The sequence below is a fragment of the Kaistella antarctica genome (assembly GCF_900109615.1).
Lineage (GTDB): Bacteria > Bacteroidota > Bacteroidia > Flavobacteriales > Weeksellaceae > Kaistella > Kaistella antarctica.
Genome location: NZ_FOIX01000004.1, coordinates 580,852 through 598,892, shown reverse-complemented (window position 1 = coordinate 598,892; position 18,041 = coordinate 580,852). Strand labels below are relative to the sequence as shown.

Genomic DNA, 18,041 nt, shown 5'->3' with positions numbered 1-18,041 from the left:
TTGCCGTCAAAATTAATACAATTTTTAAAATCTAAAGATGATTACCAATAGTTTTTCCTTTAAAAGATATTTTTCCCTATTTTTTGTAATGTTCTTCCTGATTAGTGGCGCACAAAAGAAGTTCACCATTGTTCTGGATGCTGGTCACGGAGGCAGCGACCACGGTGCAAATCGGCATTACGGTGATCTGGGAACCGTGAGAGAAAAAGATGTCACGTTAGCCATTACGCTCAAATTAGGCAGAATGCTCGAAAAAAATAAGGATTACAAAGTAATTTACACGAGGAAGATTGACGAATTTCCTTCATTAACCGAACGAACAACTCTAGCAAATAGAAGCAAAGCTGATTTATTTATTTCTATACATGTTAATGCAAGTACCAAAACCTCACCTTACGGAACAGAAACTTTTGTACAAGGTCCTGACCAAAATAAAACAAATTTAGAAGTTGCAAAAGCCGAGAATGATGTAATTTTTTTAGATGAAAAAGACCGGGAAACCTTTGCTACGTATGATCCAAAATCTCCAGAATCTTTAATTGCATTGAAAATTCAGCAAAGCAAGTATTTGGAAACCAGTTTGCTCTTCGGAAGTTATGTGGAAGGCAATTTTGTAAAGAAAGATAATCGATTTTCGCGAGGGGTGAAGCAACAGAACCTTCACGTCTTAAGATTAAATGCAATGCCGTCCGTATTGATTGAGACGGGGTTCGTTAGTAATTATGACGAAGCTTCCTATTTGGCGTCTGACAGAGGTCAAAATGAGGTTTCGCAGAGTATTTATGACGCAATAATTGTGTATAAAAAAGCGATTGAAAGAAATGGTGGTGCACCAACACCAACAAGAGAAGTTGAAAAACCCGTCGAAATCGCCTTGAAAAATGATTTTAGAATATTGTTGATGTCGTCTCAGACCAAGTACGTTCCCACTGATCCAGCTTTAAAAGGCCTTAATTACATTCTTACGATAAAGGAGAACGATCTATATAAATATTACTTTAGCGTAACCAATATGGCTTCTGTGCGCGATAATAATTTGAAAACTGCAAAAGATGCCGGCTTCCGAAATGCGTCGTCCATTTCTTTTGTTCCTAACCAAAAATTAGGTACTGGTTATTATACTTTGGAAGTGGCGGTAAGTGATCAGAAATTGAGCTCCAACTCCTTTATGTTGAATACGTTAAAAGATGTGAATAGGACGAAAGAAAATGGCAAGTTCTACTACACTTACGGTAAGTTTTCAAGTTTAGAAGAAGCTGTGAAAATCCAAAAACAGCTGGATGAAAAAGGCATTAAAAATGCGACGATTCAAAAAATTTCTAGATAAAGATGAATTAGGGTTGCAGGATTAAAACTTAATTTCTATTTTTGCAGTCCTCAAAGCAAAGGCCTATTCGTCTAGTGGTAAGGACTCAAGATTTTCAGTCTTGCAACAGGGGTTCGATTCCCTTATAGGCTACTAAAGATGAAAGTTTTTGAAAAGTTTTATAAAAATATTTTGTAATCAAAAAAAGATTATTATCTTTGCACCCAAGTTTTTAAGAAGATATGGCAAATCATAAATCAGCTCTGAAAAGAATCAGACAAAGCGAAAAGAAAAGAGTAATCAACAGATACTACCACAAAACTGCAAGAACAGCTTTGAGAGTGTTGAGAACTGAAGAAGATAAAGCTGCAGCGACTTTAAAGTTGCCATCAGTAATCTCTTTGTTAGACAAGTTGGTGAAGAAGAACATCATCCACAAAAACAAAGCGGCAAATCTTAAAAGTAAATTGACTAAGCACGTTAATGCTTTAGCATAATTATAAATTACAAAGACGCACTGGCCCGTTCGTCTATCGGTTAGGACCTCAGGTTTTCATCCTGGTAAGAGGGGTTCGACTCCCCTACGGGCTACGAAGCTTCCGAATTTATTCGGAAGTTTTTTTATGTCTAGTATTGTCATTTCTTTCACAGAGTTTTTTTTAATACTGTTGCAGATAATTACCCTATTCCTGATTGGTATCTTATAATTTATGGAGTTAATCAGAATCTTTTTAAATCAGATTTTTGGGAAGAAAAAACTTCTACAAATTAATGCAGAAGTTATTGAGTATAAAGATGATTAGGTCTTAAATAAGATGATCTTTCGGATCATCACTAGTCTCTGTTGGCTTCTTTTTTTCCAACGATTCTTCGTACAGTTTTTCTGAACTCCAGGTAGCATGTCGAGAGGGAACTATTTTATATCCTTTACGTAAGGCATGTACTTTTGTAAATTCTGCACCAAAGAAAATGAGCATACAAGAATAATTGATCCACATCATAATTAAGATGATCGTACCGGCTTTTCCAAAGGCTGATGTAGGCTTTAATTCACCGAAGTATAAGCTTAGCAGCATTTTCCCGAGCGTGAATAGAACTGCGGTTAGAATAGCTCCGATCCAAACTGATTTCCAGGAAATTTCAACATCGGGCAAAACTTTAAACATAAAAGCGAATACCAACACAACGAGAATAAATCCAATCACGTAATTCACTATTTCCATGAGAATATAAGTTTCCAAGCCTAATCTAAAAGTGATGAAATTATTGAGTAGACTGATTGCCGAGGATAAAACCATGGTAATCATCAATAGAAAACCGATGACCAAAATCATCCCCAATGAATTTGCACGATCCAAAAGAAATTTAATAATTGCTTTTTTAGGTGCGGGTTTTACATCCCACAGATCGTTTAAAGCTTTCTGCAATTGAAAAAAAATAGTGGTTGCTCCAAAAATCAAAGATAATACGCCGACTACTTTCATGAAAATATTTTGCTTATCGATGAGCGCACTGGCAATTAATTCCTCAATACTTTTCGCAACATCATCACCCATCATACTTCCGAATTGATTGGCAATTTCTCCTCTGATGGCTTCTTCACCGAAGAAATTTCCGGCAATCCAAATAATGATGATTAATAAACCAGGTATAGAAAAAATAGCATAATACGCTAAACTCGCCGAAGCTCTGGTAGCATCGGAGTTAGCCCATTGTATAGATGTTTCCTTAATCGTTTCCCAAAAAAAAGCAAGTCTTTTCATTTGTTTTTTTATAGTTTTAGAACGGATATCCAATAGCGATATTTAAAATTAAATTGTCTTTCCGCCAAGCGCCACTGCCGAAATCAATTCGGTCAAAAGTCCAGCGGTTTCCTTCTTCATAATAAGGAACTCGAAGTGGCATTGCTAAATCTAAACGAAGGATAAGAATTGAAAAGTCAAGTCTTAAACCCACTCCGGCACCTACTGCAATTTCTTTAGCAAAATCTTTAGAGAATTTTCCACCTGGTTTATCGTCATCTTCATTAATCAACCAAACATTTCCTGCATCTGCGAAAACAGCAACATTCAAAAATTTATAAATATTTGCGCGATATTCGGCATTCACTTCTATTTTAATATCTCCCGACTGGTCAAAAAAGAAAGAGGCTTCTTCATTTCTTGGATCATAACTTCCCGGGCCTAAAGTTCTGGCACGAAAGGCACGGATACTATTGCTTCCTCCGACGAAGAATTGCTTTACATAAGGCATTGTCGTAGAGTTTCCATAAGGATAGCCAATTCCGGCAATAAATCTTGTGGCAATGGTGCTTTTATCATTCACTTTTCTGTAATAGCGGAAATCATGTTCCATCTTCGCATACTGACTGAAGGGAATACCGAACAACTCTTTCTGCTTTCCTGCTTTTGCATCTGCGCCACTGACCAAACCTGTAATTGTTCCTGCTAAATCTAAACTTCCTTTATAATAGAAAGTATTTTTTTTCGGCAACATCGTATTGGTGTAGGTGTAATTATAGGTCGGTCCAAAAATTAACTGTTTGTCAATTACTCTTTGCAGAGAAGGATTTGGTTTTATAATATTGAGCGGGTCAGAATCATCTCCGTCTATTTGTGTCTGATACTTTTCTGTCACTTTTTGTGGTGCGACCAAAGTCATGTCAAAAATCTTTAAATCATGTTCTTTCCGTTCGTTCTCTTTCCAGACATAGCCAAAAGAAGTGTTGAAATTATGCAGCGTGTACAATTCCGTTCGGCTCAAATATTCATAACCAAGATTGAAATTCGTTCTTGGAACGTAAGCACTTGATGAATTAAATCTAAACGGCGCCACGATTCTGGGAATAGACAATTGGGCGTTGGCTCCAAAGCGGATAATGTTATTGGCATCTTTCGGTCCGCCAACCTGAACATCGGCTGCACCATAAATTGCTCCCTTTAACTGTTCTGCTCCTTTAAAGAAATTACGATGTGTCCAGTTGAGGTTGACTTCTCCACCCGTATAATTGGCCGAATTTGTTTTTCCTAAAGTTTCTAAACGCAACGATTGAAACGGCCGCGGCGTCAATAAATAATACGCATCAAAAGTATGATTCAGCGAATCTGAAACCACGAATTCGTTTTTCACAAATTTGAAAACCCCTAAACTGATCAATCGATTCAAGGAAAGGTTGTGGTCTTTCCGGTTGTACAAATCTCCTTTGTCAAAGTAAAGCGTTCGGTCGAAAATTTTCGGTTTGAATTTATGTTGAGGATCAATCACGTACAAATCCTTATAAACCTCAACCGAATCGGTAATGTACGGAATTCCATATTTTCCTAATTTTACATCTTCTAAGTTATAATCTGCAAATACAATCGTTTTATCAATCGTAAAAGGTTCCTTTGAAAGTTGAGGCGTATTGTTTTTCAACTTCACAAAAAGTTCGACTTTCGGCTCTTTCAAAACGGTACTATCTGCCTGAACAATAATATTATCAGGACTGAAATAATAAAAACCCCGATTTTTTAAATGCTCATCAATACGTTGTCTTTCCGCTTTGATAACGTCTAAATCAAATGGATTTCCGGCTTTCAAAAATGTTTTGTCTTTGATGGCTTGGATTTCTGAATTGATCACCGTAGAATCTTCCGGAAAATTAACTTGACTAATTAAATATCTTGCGCCAGGTTTTAAGGTGTAAAGAACTTGTGCCTTTTTATTTTTAGAAATGGTATCCGAAGAAGCCTTTGCATTAAAGAACCCTTTGTTCTCCGAATAATTAACGATGATTTTTTTATTAAACTCGCGATCGACGTCTTGTAGCAAAACTGGCTTTTCACCGATTTTATATTTTAGCCAGTAACGCAATCCTTTTTCTTTTGTCGGTTCTTTGGTGATATTATAAACGTATAATTTTGGTCTTAAGCCTAGAAAAGAAGAATTAGGTTTTGGACGCAATTGATCTAAAAGCGCTTCTTTTAAATTTGACTTTTCTTTCTTAGAAAGCGTATCATTTTTAATGTTAATTTTTGCGCCCGTATAAAGCATCTGTCCTTCCTGTAGAAATTTAGTGTTGCTACAAGACGAAATGAGGACTGCAACTGAAAGGGTTGCAAATATTTTATAATAAGATGTATTCAACTTGATCATTATTTTGAAGACGTATTTTGTTTCTTAAATTCTTTGTTTTGTTTGCGGCGTTCAAAAATTTCGCGGAATTGATCGTAATCCAAAGTGATGATAAATCCGATTCCTGTTTCGATAATCTGTCCTTGCAAAGCAACCTGATAATCGTTCTTTCTGTAAGCGCGCAACATGTATCGTCCGTCCTTTGACAAACTATAATCCAACGTAATGTCGCCCGCGATGTTGGTCATTTCTTCGTTTTGTCTGGCGTCACCTTCTAAAGCGAAATTGTTTCCAACAGTTACTTTCAAGCGATCATCAAATAATCTTTTGGTCAAACCAACATTTAAATCAGTTCGTTCATTCTTACTTCCGCTGGAATAATCCTCTGTAGATTCCAGATCGAAATTCAATTCAACACCACCAATTAAATCAGAGGCTAGATTATTTAACTGCTCCGATAAAATCCGACTCACACTTTGTTTCGCTAGAGTAGAAGCCGACAAACCAGTTTCACTCTGGAAAGGATTCTCCCCAATAAATCGGTTTAGCAATAACAAGGCAAAAACCTGTTTGTTCATTTCCGATTCATCGCGTCGAAGTTGATCTAATTTTGCGGTTGTATTATCAATCACTTCTGCAGACACAGAATTATTCTCTTTCGAAGTCGTAATATCAAACGTAATAACTGGTTTCAACAATTCTCCTTTCATAATCAATAAGGTGTTGAAAGGAATTCTTTGTTTGTACTGATTTAACTGATTTCCAGTAACTCCAGTTAATTGTTGTTGAAGCAAATCGAGTGGAGCCGCATCGGTTTTATAAACAGCCGTGATATCTAAGTTCGCCGTCATCGGTTCGCCAGTCCAGGTAATTGTACTTCCTTTTTCGATTTCAAATTTTCGTTTTAACAAACTCACCGACATTTCGTAAGCACCTTTTTCAACCTGATAAACGCCAACCAAAGTTGTCTTTCCAGAAGGATCGATTCCACCAGTCAATTGCGCTTCACCTTGAAGTTTCACAAAATCTCCATTCGCCTGATCGATGATTAAAGAAATCTTCGCTTCTTTCACGACTTCGATATTCACGTTTACATCCAAACCTTTGATATCACTTTGATCGGTTAAAGAATCTGCTTTAATGGTTTGTTGCAAGGCAATTTGATCCTGATCAATGAATTCTACAATTCCTTCGCGATCTTCTAAAGCAGGTGAAGTTTGTGGCAGAACGATCGTGAAATCAGTTTGATCGGTTACCGCCAAATCTCCATCAACTTGAGGTAAATCTAAATTCCCGCGAATTTGAAGTTTCGCATCAATGGCCAAAACTCCGTACATTAATTTATCACTGTCTTTTTCAGAATCGACTACTTTAAAATTATCCGCATTCACATCTAAATTAAAGGCGAAATCTTTATATGTTTTCGTCAACACGGCGCCATCAATAACGATTACATTTCCTGATTCATCTTTAATTTTAAAATCATCGAAATCAATTCCACGATTCGTGAATTTAATTTCATCATTAATATTTTTAAAACTGCTGCCTAACTGCGTAATTCCTAAACCGACATCATTAAATTTAATGCCGCCTAGAATATTAGGAGCGTCTGTATTTCCAGTAATTTTTAATTTCCCTGATAGATAACCTTCCGCATTTTCAATGGCATTCATGGAGAATCCTTGAACTGATTTCATTTGGAAACGATTCATATCCAAATTCATATTCAATCCGCTCGATTTCGTGTTGTACGTTCCGCCCAGTTTCACATCATTATCAAAACCAGAAAGAGCAATATCTGCCCGAATTAAATCGGCGCTTTGATTGTTGGCTTTAATATCTAAATTCCCAACCGGACTTCCGTAAACGAATAAATCTGTCACATCAATGTCTGAAGTGAACGTCATATTGTTTTTCAAATCCCGAAGTTGCGCCGTTCCGTTGATATTTCCTTTGGCTAAAAGCGAGTCTTTTTTAACAAGTTCCGTAATGGTTTCAATCTTAAATTCTTTAATGGAAACATTCAGCGGACTGTTTGGAACATTCGTTTCCGACTGTAATCTGATCTCACTTCCGCTATTCGAAATTGCAAAGTTATTAGCCAGAATCCCACGGCTACTGATCTGCACAAAATTATCCGCGGAAACTTGCCATTTATCGTAGTTCAAAGTCAGACCATCAGGATTTAAACTAATCTTGGTGAGGTCGCCCACTTTTTTTACATTTCCAGCAACTAGAAATTTAGTCGCATCCTTTTCGTCTTTGGTGGAAGCATTGTAGGTGATGAGGTTCTCTTTAATATCACCATTCAAACCGACTTTCATCAAAGCGATACTTTCATTTTTAAATTCTGCCAGTTTTAAATCATAAACCAAAGCATCATTTTCATTGTTAATGGTTATCACTCCGCCAGTTATGCTGTTCGCGCCATACTTAACCTGCGGAATCTGCCCGTTCACTTCTAGTTTTCGGGAATCAGCATCGTAATTTCCAGTTAAGGTGATTGGTTCGAATTCTGTTAATTCAGGTACAAATTTCCGGAGCAGATTATCATCTTTTATTTTAGCATTAAAAGTGAAAAACTGATTTGGATCTATCTTCTCGATTTTCGTTCCTGGCTTTTGATATTGATAATATTCGTTGATCGTGTTTTGAAGCGAACCTAAAATTTGTGTCAATTTATATTTACCCGTTAAGTCAACATCAGCAATTTGAGATTGTAACGTGATTATATTTTGATCTGCTGTTGAAACGGCCGTCAAGAAAACTTCTTGTAATGGGAAAATGTCTTTCGTATCTGAAATCGCAAAGTTCTTTAAAGTCAAATAACCATTCGGTGCATCAGGATTTAAACTGGTGAAATCGCCATCTAAATCTCCAGCCAAAATCATTTGATCTTCGTAGAAACCGAGTTTATTTAAATCTAATCTTCGAATCGTTCCATTTACTTTAATGGAGGGTTCTTTATCGGTGAAATTACCAGAAGCCAATATTTTTAAATTTGCATTTTGATCTTTCGAATCGAGATCGATGACATAAGCACCGCGATTTACTTTTCCAATCAACGCCATATTTTGGTAGGTGTAACCGTTATACGCAACCGATTTTATATTTCCTTTGATATCAGCATTGGCTTTATTCGGATCGAAACTTTGACCTTTTACCGCAACCTGTCCCGTGATGGAACCCAAATCCTTATTCTGAATAATTTTGCCGATTTGTAGATTTTGCAAGTTGGCCAAAATATCATAGCGTTCCTGATCTTTTCGTTTCATATCGACCGACGCTCGAATTCCGGCATTACCTAAAGTGGTGGTAACTTTCAAATTGGTATTCACAATCTGCGTTGTTCCTTTCGCAGTTCCCGCGATTTTGAAAAAAGATGGAAGCGTAATATTACTCGGAATCGTATTTTTTGGAACTAAATTATAAATGGTTTTCGCTGAAGAGGAAAGTTCCCGAACATTCAAATCATAATATAGATTTTCCGGATTCATGGCGTTCTTAACGTTTCCAGAAGCATTGACTTTGAATTGATCAATTCCGGAAAGTTCCAGATTTTGAATTTGTAAATCGTTCACTGTTCCTTTCAATCTCGTATCTACTTTAAGAATAGCATTCGGATATTTATTAAAGGGAACCGTATTTCTTAAAGTCGGCACCAACATTAAAATATCAGAAAAACCAACTTTGGAATTTCGAATATTTGCGGCGATTTTTACCGCACCCGGATTCGCTGAAAGTTGTTCAATTGAATTATAATTCAAAACAACTTCATCACGCAGAATCGTTTTCGACGTTTGCAAATAAAGTTGTTTTAAATAGGCCTGCTTTTCCTCAAAGATAAAATCAGTTTTAAATTTCTGAATATCCAAGCCACGACGTTCTTTTATTTCGGCAGATCGAACGGCTCCAGCAAAGGTTCCGTCTTTCATTTTAAAATTTCGCATTTCCAAATTCATTTTGGAGAAATTCAAATGATTGAAATCAATTCCACTTCGGGTTGGAGCAATGGCGGTGTTGTCGTAAGCAACTTTTACGTCATCGAGAATTAATTTATTGAGTAAAAGCGCTAAAGATTTTTCGGTAGAAGTTTCTGTACTTGCCGCTTTCTTTGGGTTTGCATTTTGGGCCGGCAAAAATAATTTCGCATTAATATCTGCACTTTTTAAATAAAGGTTTCCGATCCCAAAATCACTGTTTTCTAAATCAAGTTTATTGATTTTGGTGCTGAGTTCTTTAAAAATAATTTTACCAAAAGTTTTGGTATTGTCATCGCCATAATCAATATTGAAATTGGTGAGTTTAATTTTATTTAAACCTAATTTTAAAGGACTTTGTTTTTGTAAAGAATCTACTTTTTCTACGACTTTATCGGCAACTTCTTCCAGTAAATCCTGTTGCAGTTTTAAGCGAAGTCCATCCATATTGATGTCGTTCATTGCATAGGAGTTTTTTGCCAGGTCGAACGATTTTACTCTGGTGTCGAACGATTTGAAATACAATTCAATATCATTTCGGGATTGATTGTCAATAAATGAAATCCCGATATCCTTTAATTTGATTTTATCTAAAGAAATAATAAATGGTTTCGACGGCGTTTCTTCTTCATCTTTAGTTGCAAAAGCATCCAAAATATAATCGAAATTAAAAGTACCATTTTCATTTCGAACGACATTTGCTTTCACCCCTTCTAAATCGATAGACGTAATATCAGCGGTATTTTTAAGAAGTTTTGGGATATTTAAACCAACATCTGCTTTTCGTGCAAAGAGCAATGTGTCGACTTTTTGGCCTTGTAGAAAAAGATTTTCCATGACTAAACTGTTGGGGAAATCGATGTAAACCCGATCTAAAGTGACTTTGGTTTTTATCTTTTTCTCCAGATAATTGACCAGTTTTCCTTTGGCGAAATTCTGTACAGAGGGCAACTGTAAACTTAAAGCCAGAACAATCACCAATACCAATAGAGCAGCGATAACGATTCCGGTGTATTTTAATATTTTTTTGTAAATATTCACAAGGATAAATTAGGATTTGAACGTACAACAAAAATACATTTTTATTAGACATTGAGCATATCTGCGGTTTTTATTTCATCACAGCTTCAGAACTCAATTTAAAAGGAAATTGCATCAACAATTTTTAAGCCTAAAAGACCTTGTTTTAACTAAAACGATATCTTTGTAAAAATGTTCATATGAAAATCTTAATTGTAAACGGACCTAACCTCAATTTACTCGGAACACGTGAACCAGAAATCTACGGAAGTGTTTCTATGGACCAATATCTGAACGAGCTGATACAGGAGTTTTCAGAACATGAAATTCTTTACTACCAATCCAATGTAGAAGGAGAAATCATCAATCGTTTACAAGAAAATGATTTTGAGGCTTTGATTATAAATCCTGGCGCATTTACGCATTATTCGTACGCGATTGCCGATTGTTTAAAAAACATTTCTCAACCAAAAATCGAAGTCCATATCAGCAACATATATAAACGAGAAGAATTTCGTCAAAAATCTGTTACTGCAGCAAACGCTGACGGTATTTTAAGCGGTTTTGGAATGAAAGGTTATCGACTCGCAATTTTAAGTTTAATATAAAAATACATTCGATGAAAAATTGGATTTTAGTTTTGCTCATCACTTTATCATCGGTTATGATGCAAAGTCAAACCAAAGATGTTCGTTATCAACCGAAAGAATATGTCGAAATCACGCATCCGGAATGGAGTAAAAATGCGACGATTTATGAAGTTAATGTTCGGCAATATACCCCAGAAGGAACTTTTAAAGCCTTCGAAAATCACTTACCTCGTTTGAAAAAAATGGGAGTGGATATTATTTGGCTCATGCCGATTCATCCAATTGGTGAGAAAAATAGAAAAGGTACGCTTGGAAGTTATTATTCCGTCAAAGATTTTTACGGCATCAATTCAGAGTTTGGAACCATGAAAGACTTTCAACATTTGGTTGATAAAATCCATTCGATGGGAATGTATGTGATTATCGATTGGGTTGGTAATCATTCGGCTTGGGATAATCCTTTGGCGACGCAACATCCCGATTGGTATAGCAAAACACGGGAAGGAAATTTTCAACCTACGCCATGGTACGACTGGGACGATGTGATCGATTTCGATTATGACAACCCAGATCTTAGAAAATACATGACCGATGCTTTAAAGTATTGGGTGAAAGAAACCAATATTGACGGTTATCGTGCTGACGTTGCTGGATTTATTCCGACCGATTTTTGGGAAAATGCACGAAAAGAATTAGATGAAATAAAACCTGTTTTTATGCTGGCAGAATGGGAGAGTCGGGATTTGTACAAAAAATCTTTTGACATGACCTATTCCTGGACTTTGTGGAATGAACTTCGGCAAGCGGTTAATCATCAAAAACTAGCACCGTTGGTAGAATATCTCTCGCACGATGTCAACACCGTTCCCCGAAATGCCTATCGAATGACGTTCACTGATAATCATGATAAAAATTCTTGGGAAGGAAATCCTCATTTGAATTTCGGTCCAGGTTTGAAAACTGCCATCGTAATGACTGGTGTTGTGAACGGAATGATGCTTTGCTACAGCGGTCAGGAAGCGGGTTTGAATCGGAGTTTAAAATTCTTTGAGAAAGATCCCATCGAATGGAAACGCGATCAAAATGAAGAACTGTTCACCAAACTTTTTCATTTAAAACATGACAATCAAGCGTTATGGAACGGGAAATATGGCGGCGAAATGATTCGCGTGGTGAATGATCATCAGTATAAAGTGATTTCTTTTTACCGTGAAAAAAATAAAGATGCTGTTCTTCCGATTCTGAATTTTTCCGATAAAACCGTTGAGGTTATTCTTGACACCAAATACTTTAAAGGAACGTACAAGGAATTATTTACCGCAAAAACTTATATAATTACGGAAAAGACATCACTAAAACTTGCGCCTTGGTCTTACTTGGTTTTGGTTAAAAAGTAATTAATTGTTTTTAATTCTGGTATTCCTCATACTCATTCCACTGCGATTCATCGAAAGAATGGCTGTCTTCTGCCAAAAGTTCGGCTTCGCGGTCCAGATATTCGGTCATGGTAAAGGTCACTTTGTCGTTTAATTGTTCTTTGGCTAATTTCCGCGTCATTGCTTTATCGATCACCATAAATCTTTGGCCTAATCTTCTCGCCGCATACGCACGCATTCCCGTCGCTTGCAAAATGTCAACCGCCATATTTACTGCAGTTCCAAGAGTTTCTCTATAAATGTTTTCAACACCATTATTAATGAAATCATAAGCATCCAGACGATTTTTGGCTCGGACAAATATTTTCATTTGCGGGAAATGTTCTCGCGCATATTCCATGATAAATTTATTCTTCTCGGGACTGTCTAAGCAAAGAATGAGTAAATCTGCATTTTCTGCACCAGCCGACCGAAGAATTCCTGGCTTCGCAGCGTCGCCAAAATAAACTTTAAATCCTTTAGACCGAAGAAGGTTAATCCGTTCTGGATCATTATCCAAAACAGTTGCGCCAATTCCATTCACTCTTAATAATCTTCCGACCGTACTTCCAAAGTGACCGAAACCAACGATGATAATTCTTCGCTGTTTAATATTCGGATCGATTTCTGAAGGTTCATTTTTTATTTTATGGATTCGTGGCTCGATGAATTTTTCGTTTAAAAGTAAGAGAATCGGAGTGATACACATGGTGATTGCTGTAATTGCCATCAATTGTGCATTGAGCTTTGGATCGAATAAATAAAGGCTGGTCGAATAATTAATCAATACAAAGGCAAATTCTCCAATTTGTGAAAGTCCGAAAGCAACTAGAAAATTCTGATATAGTTTTAGTTTAAAGAACTTAAGAACTCCCACAAGCACTGCAAATTTTACGATCAATACAATCATGGTTGTGGTGAAAATAAACATAGGATCACCCATAATTACCGTGAAATTAATGGTGGACCCAACACTCACAAAGAAAACTGCTAAAAGTAAACCTTTGAAAGGATCGATCTGGCTTTCTAACTCATGGCGAAACTCGCTCGTAGCCAACATTACACCGGCAATAAAAGCTCCTAAGGCGGCACTCAAACCAACGGCGTGCATTAGTTCTGAAACTCCAATGACCAAGAATAAGGAAGACGCAGTGAGTAATTCGTTCATTCCGGATCGCGAAACATATCTTAGGAAAGGAACAAATACATATCGTCCTAAGATGATCAAAGCAACGACGCCTAAAATAATTGAAAACGGCTGTAACCAGTCTGGTAGATATTGCAGCAATAAAAGGTCTTCTTCTTTTTCAGGTTTTAAAGCAATTAAAGGCAATAGCGCCAAAATAGGAATTACGGCAATGTCTTGGAAAAGAAGTATGGAGAAAGACGCTTCGCCCACCTCAGTTCGAAAGATATTTTTTTCTTTTAAGGTTTGTAAAACAATTGCCGTGGAAGACATGCTGAAACATAAAGCTGCAACCAATGCTTGATCGGTACGCCAATTGGTAAAGTAAAAAATAAGAAATAAAATTGCAATGGTGATGGCCATTTGACCTAAACCCATGCCGATTATTTTCTTTCGAATCTTCCAGAATTTGCGAGGTTCTATTTCGAGTCCGACTAAAAATAGCAGCATTATTACGCCGAATTCAGTAGCTTGCATAATGTCGTTGGTATCGCTTCCCGTCAATTTCAGCCCAAAAGGCCCGATGATAATTCCGCCTAAGATGAAACCAATTACCGCGCTTAATCCTAGTTTTCGCACCAAAGGAACCATGATAATCGCGGCGCCTAAAAAGATTAAAGCAGTTTGTGCTAATGAATTTTCATTCATGATTTTTGTAAAGATTTTATAATTCTATCCGTCGTGCTTTTTAATTCTGCTTCTTCCAAATCATCTGAATCATAAATGGCGATGATTTCTGTTACCTCAATTCCGTTAACTTCTAAAGATAAAGTCAAGGGTTTCATTAATTCTTCTATCGTGGTTTTATACAAGCCTTCTTTTTGATAATTGTCTTCTGTTGCTCCAATCGTCACGATGATGATGGCGTCTTTATTCATTAATGGGTGGTCGCTTTCTGCCTTCCAACTCATATCAAAAACTTCATCAATCCAAAGCCGAAGCAAAGGCGGCAATCCAAACCAAATTAAAGGAAAGTGAAAAACCAGCCGCTCATATTCCCTAATTCTTTTTCGTTCTTTAAAAGTGGCGATGTGAAAATCAGGATACTCTTCATAGAGATCTTTAAAAGTCAATTGCCCTGAAGTTTCATACGCTTTAATCAATTCAATATTCGTAGTTGAATATTCAAAGTAAGGATGGGCAAAGATTGCAAGCGTTTTTTTCACAGAATTTCAATTTTTTTAAAAATAGTGAAAAAAATAAAATTTTACCTAATTATTGCAAAAAAACTTTGGTATTTTTGAAAAATGAAGGTAATACCCGTGGTTACAAAAGAATCGATTTCAGAGTTTCTTAACTTTCCAAAGCTTCTTTTCGTTAATGATAAAAACTATATTCGACCACTCGATGAAGATATTGAAAGTGTCTTTGATTTGAAAAAAAATAAATTTTTCAAGGCGGGCGAATGTGAGCGATTTATTTTTAAAAATGAAGAAAATAGAATAATCGGTAAAATAGCAGTTTTCATTAATAAAAGATATAAGCAAAATCAGCCCACAGGTGGTTTTGGGTTTTTTGATTGTATCAATAATCAAGACACCGCCGATTTTATTTTCGATTTTGCCAAAACCTGGCTGCAAGAAAGAGGAATGGAAGCGATGGACGGACCGATCAATTTCGGGGAACGCGATAAGTTTTGGGGACTTCTAATCGAAGGTTTTTCGGAACCACTTTATGCCATGAATTACAATCCACCTTATTACAAGTCGTTATTTGAAAATTATGGTTTTCAAATCTTCTTCAATCAATTATGTTTCGGACGAAAAATACATGATCCTGTGGCTGATAATTTTTTAGAAATGCATCAGAGAATTTCCCGAAATGAAAACATTACCGCAAAGCCGCTTCAACTGAAATCACTTGAGAAATTCGCCCAAGACTTTACCGAAGTTTACAACAAAGCCTGGGCAAGTCATGGTGAGGGAAAACAGTTAAGTGAAACGCAAACGATAAAGATGTTCAAAACGTTGAAACCCATTATCAATGAACATATATCGTGGTTCGTCTACGAAAATGAAAAACCCATCGCCATGTGGATGAATATTCCCGATCTGAATCAGTGGATTAAATTCTTTAATGGAAAGTTTGGGTTGGTACAGAAAGTCCTGTTTTTAATTATTAAAAAATTGCGCAAGAATAAAAAAATGGTTGGGTTGGTTTTTGGAATTGTTCCCGAATGGCAAAGAAAAGGGATTGATGGATTTATGATTTGGGAAGGAACAAAACATTTTCGTGAAGCCACTGATTTTGAAGATTATGAAATGCAATGGGTTGGTGATTTCAATCCCAAAATGATTAAAATTGCGGAGAGTTTAGAAACCAAAGTCACCAGAAAACTGGCGACTTATCGTTATCTTTTTGACAGGACTAAAGAGTTTAAAAGACAAGTATCTCTTTAATTGCAGGTCGTTTAAAGCAATCAATTAAACTTCACGTCTCTGATGTTTAAGAAATAAGTCACGTTTCCTTTCCAGTGATTTTCTTCAGCGGTAAAGGCAATATCAAACTTTTTATTTCTGAAGTCATCAGCATATTTTCCTAGCTTAAACCCGACACATTCGATATTTTTACCGGTGGAATCTTGTTTAATATAGAATTTTAGATGACTGTTTTCTTTCCCCATTGTTTTTACATAGCCTGAAACTTTCTGATTTTTCAACACCAAAATAGGTTTCATATTGTTGGGGCCAAAGGGCGCTAGTTTGCGGTGGAAATTAAAAAAGTCTTTGTCGAGATTATCAATATTAACTTCAGAATCAATTTCTATACTAGGTTCTACTTGGTGTTCCTTAATTTGTTCGGCAACTGTTTTTTCAAACTTTTCCCGGAAAATTTCAAGTTTGTCTTTCTCCATTGATAAACCCGCAGCTGCAGGATGGCCACCAAATTTTAAAAATAAATCAGAGCAGGTTTCCAAGGCATGATGGACATCGAAGTTAGATACCGATCTGGCAGAAGCGACCAACTCACCATCGTTTCCATTAGTAAATACAACGGTTGGTTTGTAATAACTTTCGGTTAAGCGAGATGCAACGATGCCGATGACGCCTTTGTTCCAATCTGGGCCATAAACCACGGTCGAGAAATTATTAAGTTGACCGCTTGTTTCTACTTGGAGAAGTGCCTCGGTAGTGCTGGTCGTATCCAGCTCACGGCGCGAATCATTTAAGTTTACAATGTCATTCACGATTTGAGTCGCATGTTTCAAATTATCTGAAACCATTAATTCTACTGCGGCTTTTCCTTGAGAAATACGTCCGGCGGCATTAATTTTAGGCGCAATTTCAAAAACGATATTCGAAATTTCGAAGGTGGCCAATTTATCCTCCGGAATCAACATTCGTAAGCCCAGATTTCTCGATTTTCTTAAAATCTTTAATCCTTGTTTGGCCAGAACGCGGTTTTCTCCAGACATGGAAACGATATCTGCAGCAATTGAAATTGCAAGTAAATCGGTTAGTTCAAAAAGTTCAGCTTCTGGAATTTTATAAATCGTATTTAAACCCTGACATAATTTGAAACCGACACCGCAACCCGAAAGTTCTTTGAAGGGATAGCGGCAATCTTTTCTTTTGGGATCTAAAACAGCAACTGCTTCCGGAAGTTCTTCACCAGGTAAATGGTGGTCACAAATGATAAAGTCAACTCCTAATCCTTTGGCGTAATCTATTTTGTCAAGAGCTTTGATTCCACAATCCAAAGCGATTATCACTGAAAATCCGTTTTCTTTGGCGTAGTTTATTCCAGCTTTGGAAATTCCGTAACCTTCGATATTTCGATCTGGAATATAGTAATCGAGGTATTTTTTTTCAACAATTTTACTTAAATATAAATACATTAAAGCCACTGCCGTTGTTCCATCAACATCATAATCACCGTACACCATTATTTTCTCGCCATTCTCTATCGCTGTGGCAATACGATCTACGGCGAGTTGCATGTCTTTCATTAAGAAAGGATTGTGAATATCGTTGAGGTTGGGTTTAAAGAATTCTCTGGCTTTTTGATAATCATCAATTCCACGGAGAACTAATATTTTGGATTCAAAAGTTCCAAAACCAAGAGACGAGCTAATTCCGTCCACAATATCTTCATCGGGTTCCGCTTTGTAAATCCATTTTTGACTCATAATGCTACAAAAATAAGAAAAAATTGCGAGGTCGTGAACGGTACATATGACTGAGAATATTAATTATTTAGTTTAAATCAAAAATATTACGGTTTAATTATTGTATGCGTAATTATATAGGCTTTTAAATAACGAAAAGTGAATATTTCGGCCAATAGATTAGAAAATTATAATTTTAGGTGAAATTTTCGCAGCTGATTATCAGGAGGTTAGCTTTGAATAACGATTTTTTTGTTAAAAGCTAAATCTAAAATGGGATACATGTCGTAGTTAAAAGTTCAATCATTAATTCTTAAAATTTT

11 protein-coding genes and 2 tRNA genes are annotated in these 18,041 nt (G+C 36.4%); 7 read left to right on the top strand and 6 right to left on the bottom strand.

Annotated features, from left to right (window positions below; genetic code table 11):
- Positions 1 to 37 precede the first annotated feature (37 nt).
- The 4 genes from BMX49_RS14315 (at position 38) to BMX49_RS14300 (ending at position 1,897) form a co-directional block, all read left to right on the top strand.
- Positions 38 to 1,327 (top strand): N-acetylmuramoyl-L-alanine amidase family protein, encoded by a 1,290-nt coding sequence (locus BMX49_RS14315; protein WP_034718996.1) that lies wholly within the window; start codon positions 38 to 40, stop codon positions 1,325 to 1,327.
- 60 nt (positions 1,328 to 1,387) lie between these two features.
- Positions 1,388 to 1,459: transfer RNA gene (locus BMX49_RS14310), tRNA-Glu, on the top strand.
- 89 nt (positions 1,460 to 1,548) lie between these two features.
- Positions 1,549 to 1,803 carry a 30S ribosomal protein S20 gene (gene rpsT, locus BMX49_RS14305; RefSeq protein WP_034718998.1) on the top strand — a complete coding sequence of 85 codons (255 nt, stop codon included), beginning with the start codon at positions 1,549 to 1,551 and terminating at the stop codon, positions 1,801 to 1,803.
- Between the two features lie 22 nt (positions 1,804 to 1,825).
- Positions 1,826 to 1,897 (top strand) — tRNA-Glu (locus tag BMX49_RS14300).
- A gap of 215 nt (positions 1,898 to 2,112) precedes the next feature.
- On the opposite strand, the gene BMX49_RS14295 is transcribed toward BMX49_RS14300, so the two are convergent.
- Genes BMX49_RS14295 through BMX49_RS14285 form a run of 3 tightly spaced genes read right to left on the bottom strand, consistent with a single transcriptional unit; the run spans position 2,113 to position 10,446 of the window.
- On the bottom strand, positions 2,113 to 3,069 hold the full coding sequence (locus BMX49_RS14295; RefSeq protein WP_034721196.1) for a YihY/virulence factor BrkB family protein: 957 nt from the start codon (positions 3,067 to 3,069) through the stop codon (positions 2,113 to 2,115).
- 16 nt (positions 3,070 to 3,085) lie between these two features.
- Complete coding sequence (gene tamL / locus BMX49_RS14290) at positions 3,086 to 5,440, bottom strand: translocation and assembly module lipoprotein TamL (RefSeq protein WP_034719000.1); 2,355 nt, start codon at positions 5,438 to 5,440, stop codon at positions 3,086 to 3,088.
- Entirely contained in the window at positions 5,440 to 10,446 is a 5,007-nt protein-coding gene (locus BMX49_RS14285; RefSeq protein WP_051803710.1) for a translocation/assembly module TamB domain-containing protein, read from the bottom strand. Before BMX49_RS14285 ends, tamL begins: the two co-directional genes overlap by 1 nt.
- 173 nt (positions 10,447 to 10,619) lie before the next feature.
- Between BMX49_RS14285 and aroQ the strand changes: the two genes are divergently transcribed.
- Together aroQ and BMX49_RS14275 are read left to right on the top strand one after the other, a co-directional pair.
- Positions 10,620 to 11,027 (top strand): type II 3-dehydroquinate dehydratase, encoded by a 408-nt coding sequence (gene aroQ / locus BMX49_RS14280; protein ID WP_034719003.1) that lies wholly within the window; start codon positions 10,620 to 10,622, stop codon positions 11,025 to 11,027.
- 11 nt (positions 11,028 to 11,038) lie between these two features.
- On the top strand, positions 11,039 to 12,406 hold the full coding sequence (locus BMX49_RS14275) for an alpha-amylase family glycosyl hydrolase (protein ID WP_081864357.1): 1,368 nt from the start codon (positions 11,039 to 11,041) through the stop codon (positions 12,404 to 12,406).
- A gap of 10 nt (positions 12,407 to 12,416) precedes the next feature.
- Here the strand turns inward: BMX49_RS14275 and BMX49_RS14270 are convergent, their stop codons facing one another.
- Together BMX49_RS14270 and BMX49_RS14265 are read right to left on the bottom strand one after the other, a co-directional pair.
- The gene (locus tag BMX49_RS14270; RefSeq protein ID WP_034719005.1) at positions 12,417 to 14,258 is read right to left on the bottom strand and encodes a cation:proton antiporter domain-containing protein; all 1,842 of its coding nucleotides are present in this window, start codon (positions 14,256 to 14,258) and stop codon (positions 12,417 to 12,419) included.
- Entirely contained in the window at positions 14,255 to 14,776 is a 522-nt protein-coding gene (locus BMX49_RS14265; protein WP_034719007.1) for an NAD(P)H-dependent oxidoreductase, read from the bottom strand. The genes BMX49_RS14270 and BMX49_RS14265 overlap by 4 nt, the downstream gene beginning before the upstream one ends.
- Positions 14,777 to 14,857: 81 nt before the next feature.
- Here BMX49_RS14265 and BMX49_RS14260 point away from each other — a divergent pair, with 81 nt between their 5' ends.
- Positions 14,858 to 16,009 carry a hypothetical protein gene (locus tag BMX49_RS14260; RefSeq protein ID WP_034719008.1) on the top strand — a complete coding sequence of 384 codons (1,152 nt, stop codon included), beginning with the start codon at positions 14,858 to 14,860 and terminating at the stop codon, positions 16,007 to 16,009.
- 20 nt (positions 16,010 to 16,029) lie between these two features.
- Here the strand turns inward: BMX49_RS14260 and recJ are convergent, their stop codons facing one another.
- Positions 16,030 to 17,739 carry a single-stranded-DNA-specific exonuclease RecJ gene (gene recJ / locus BMX49_RS14255; protein WP_034719009.1) on the bottom strand — a complete coding sequence of 570 codons (1,710 nt, stop codon included), beginning with the start codon at positions 17,737 to 17,739 and terminating at the stop codon, positions 16,030 to 16,032.
- Between the last annotated feature and the right edge of the window lie 302 nt (positions 17,740 to 18,041).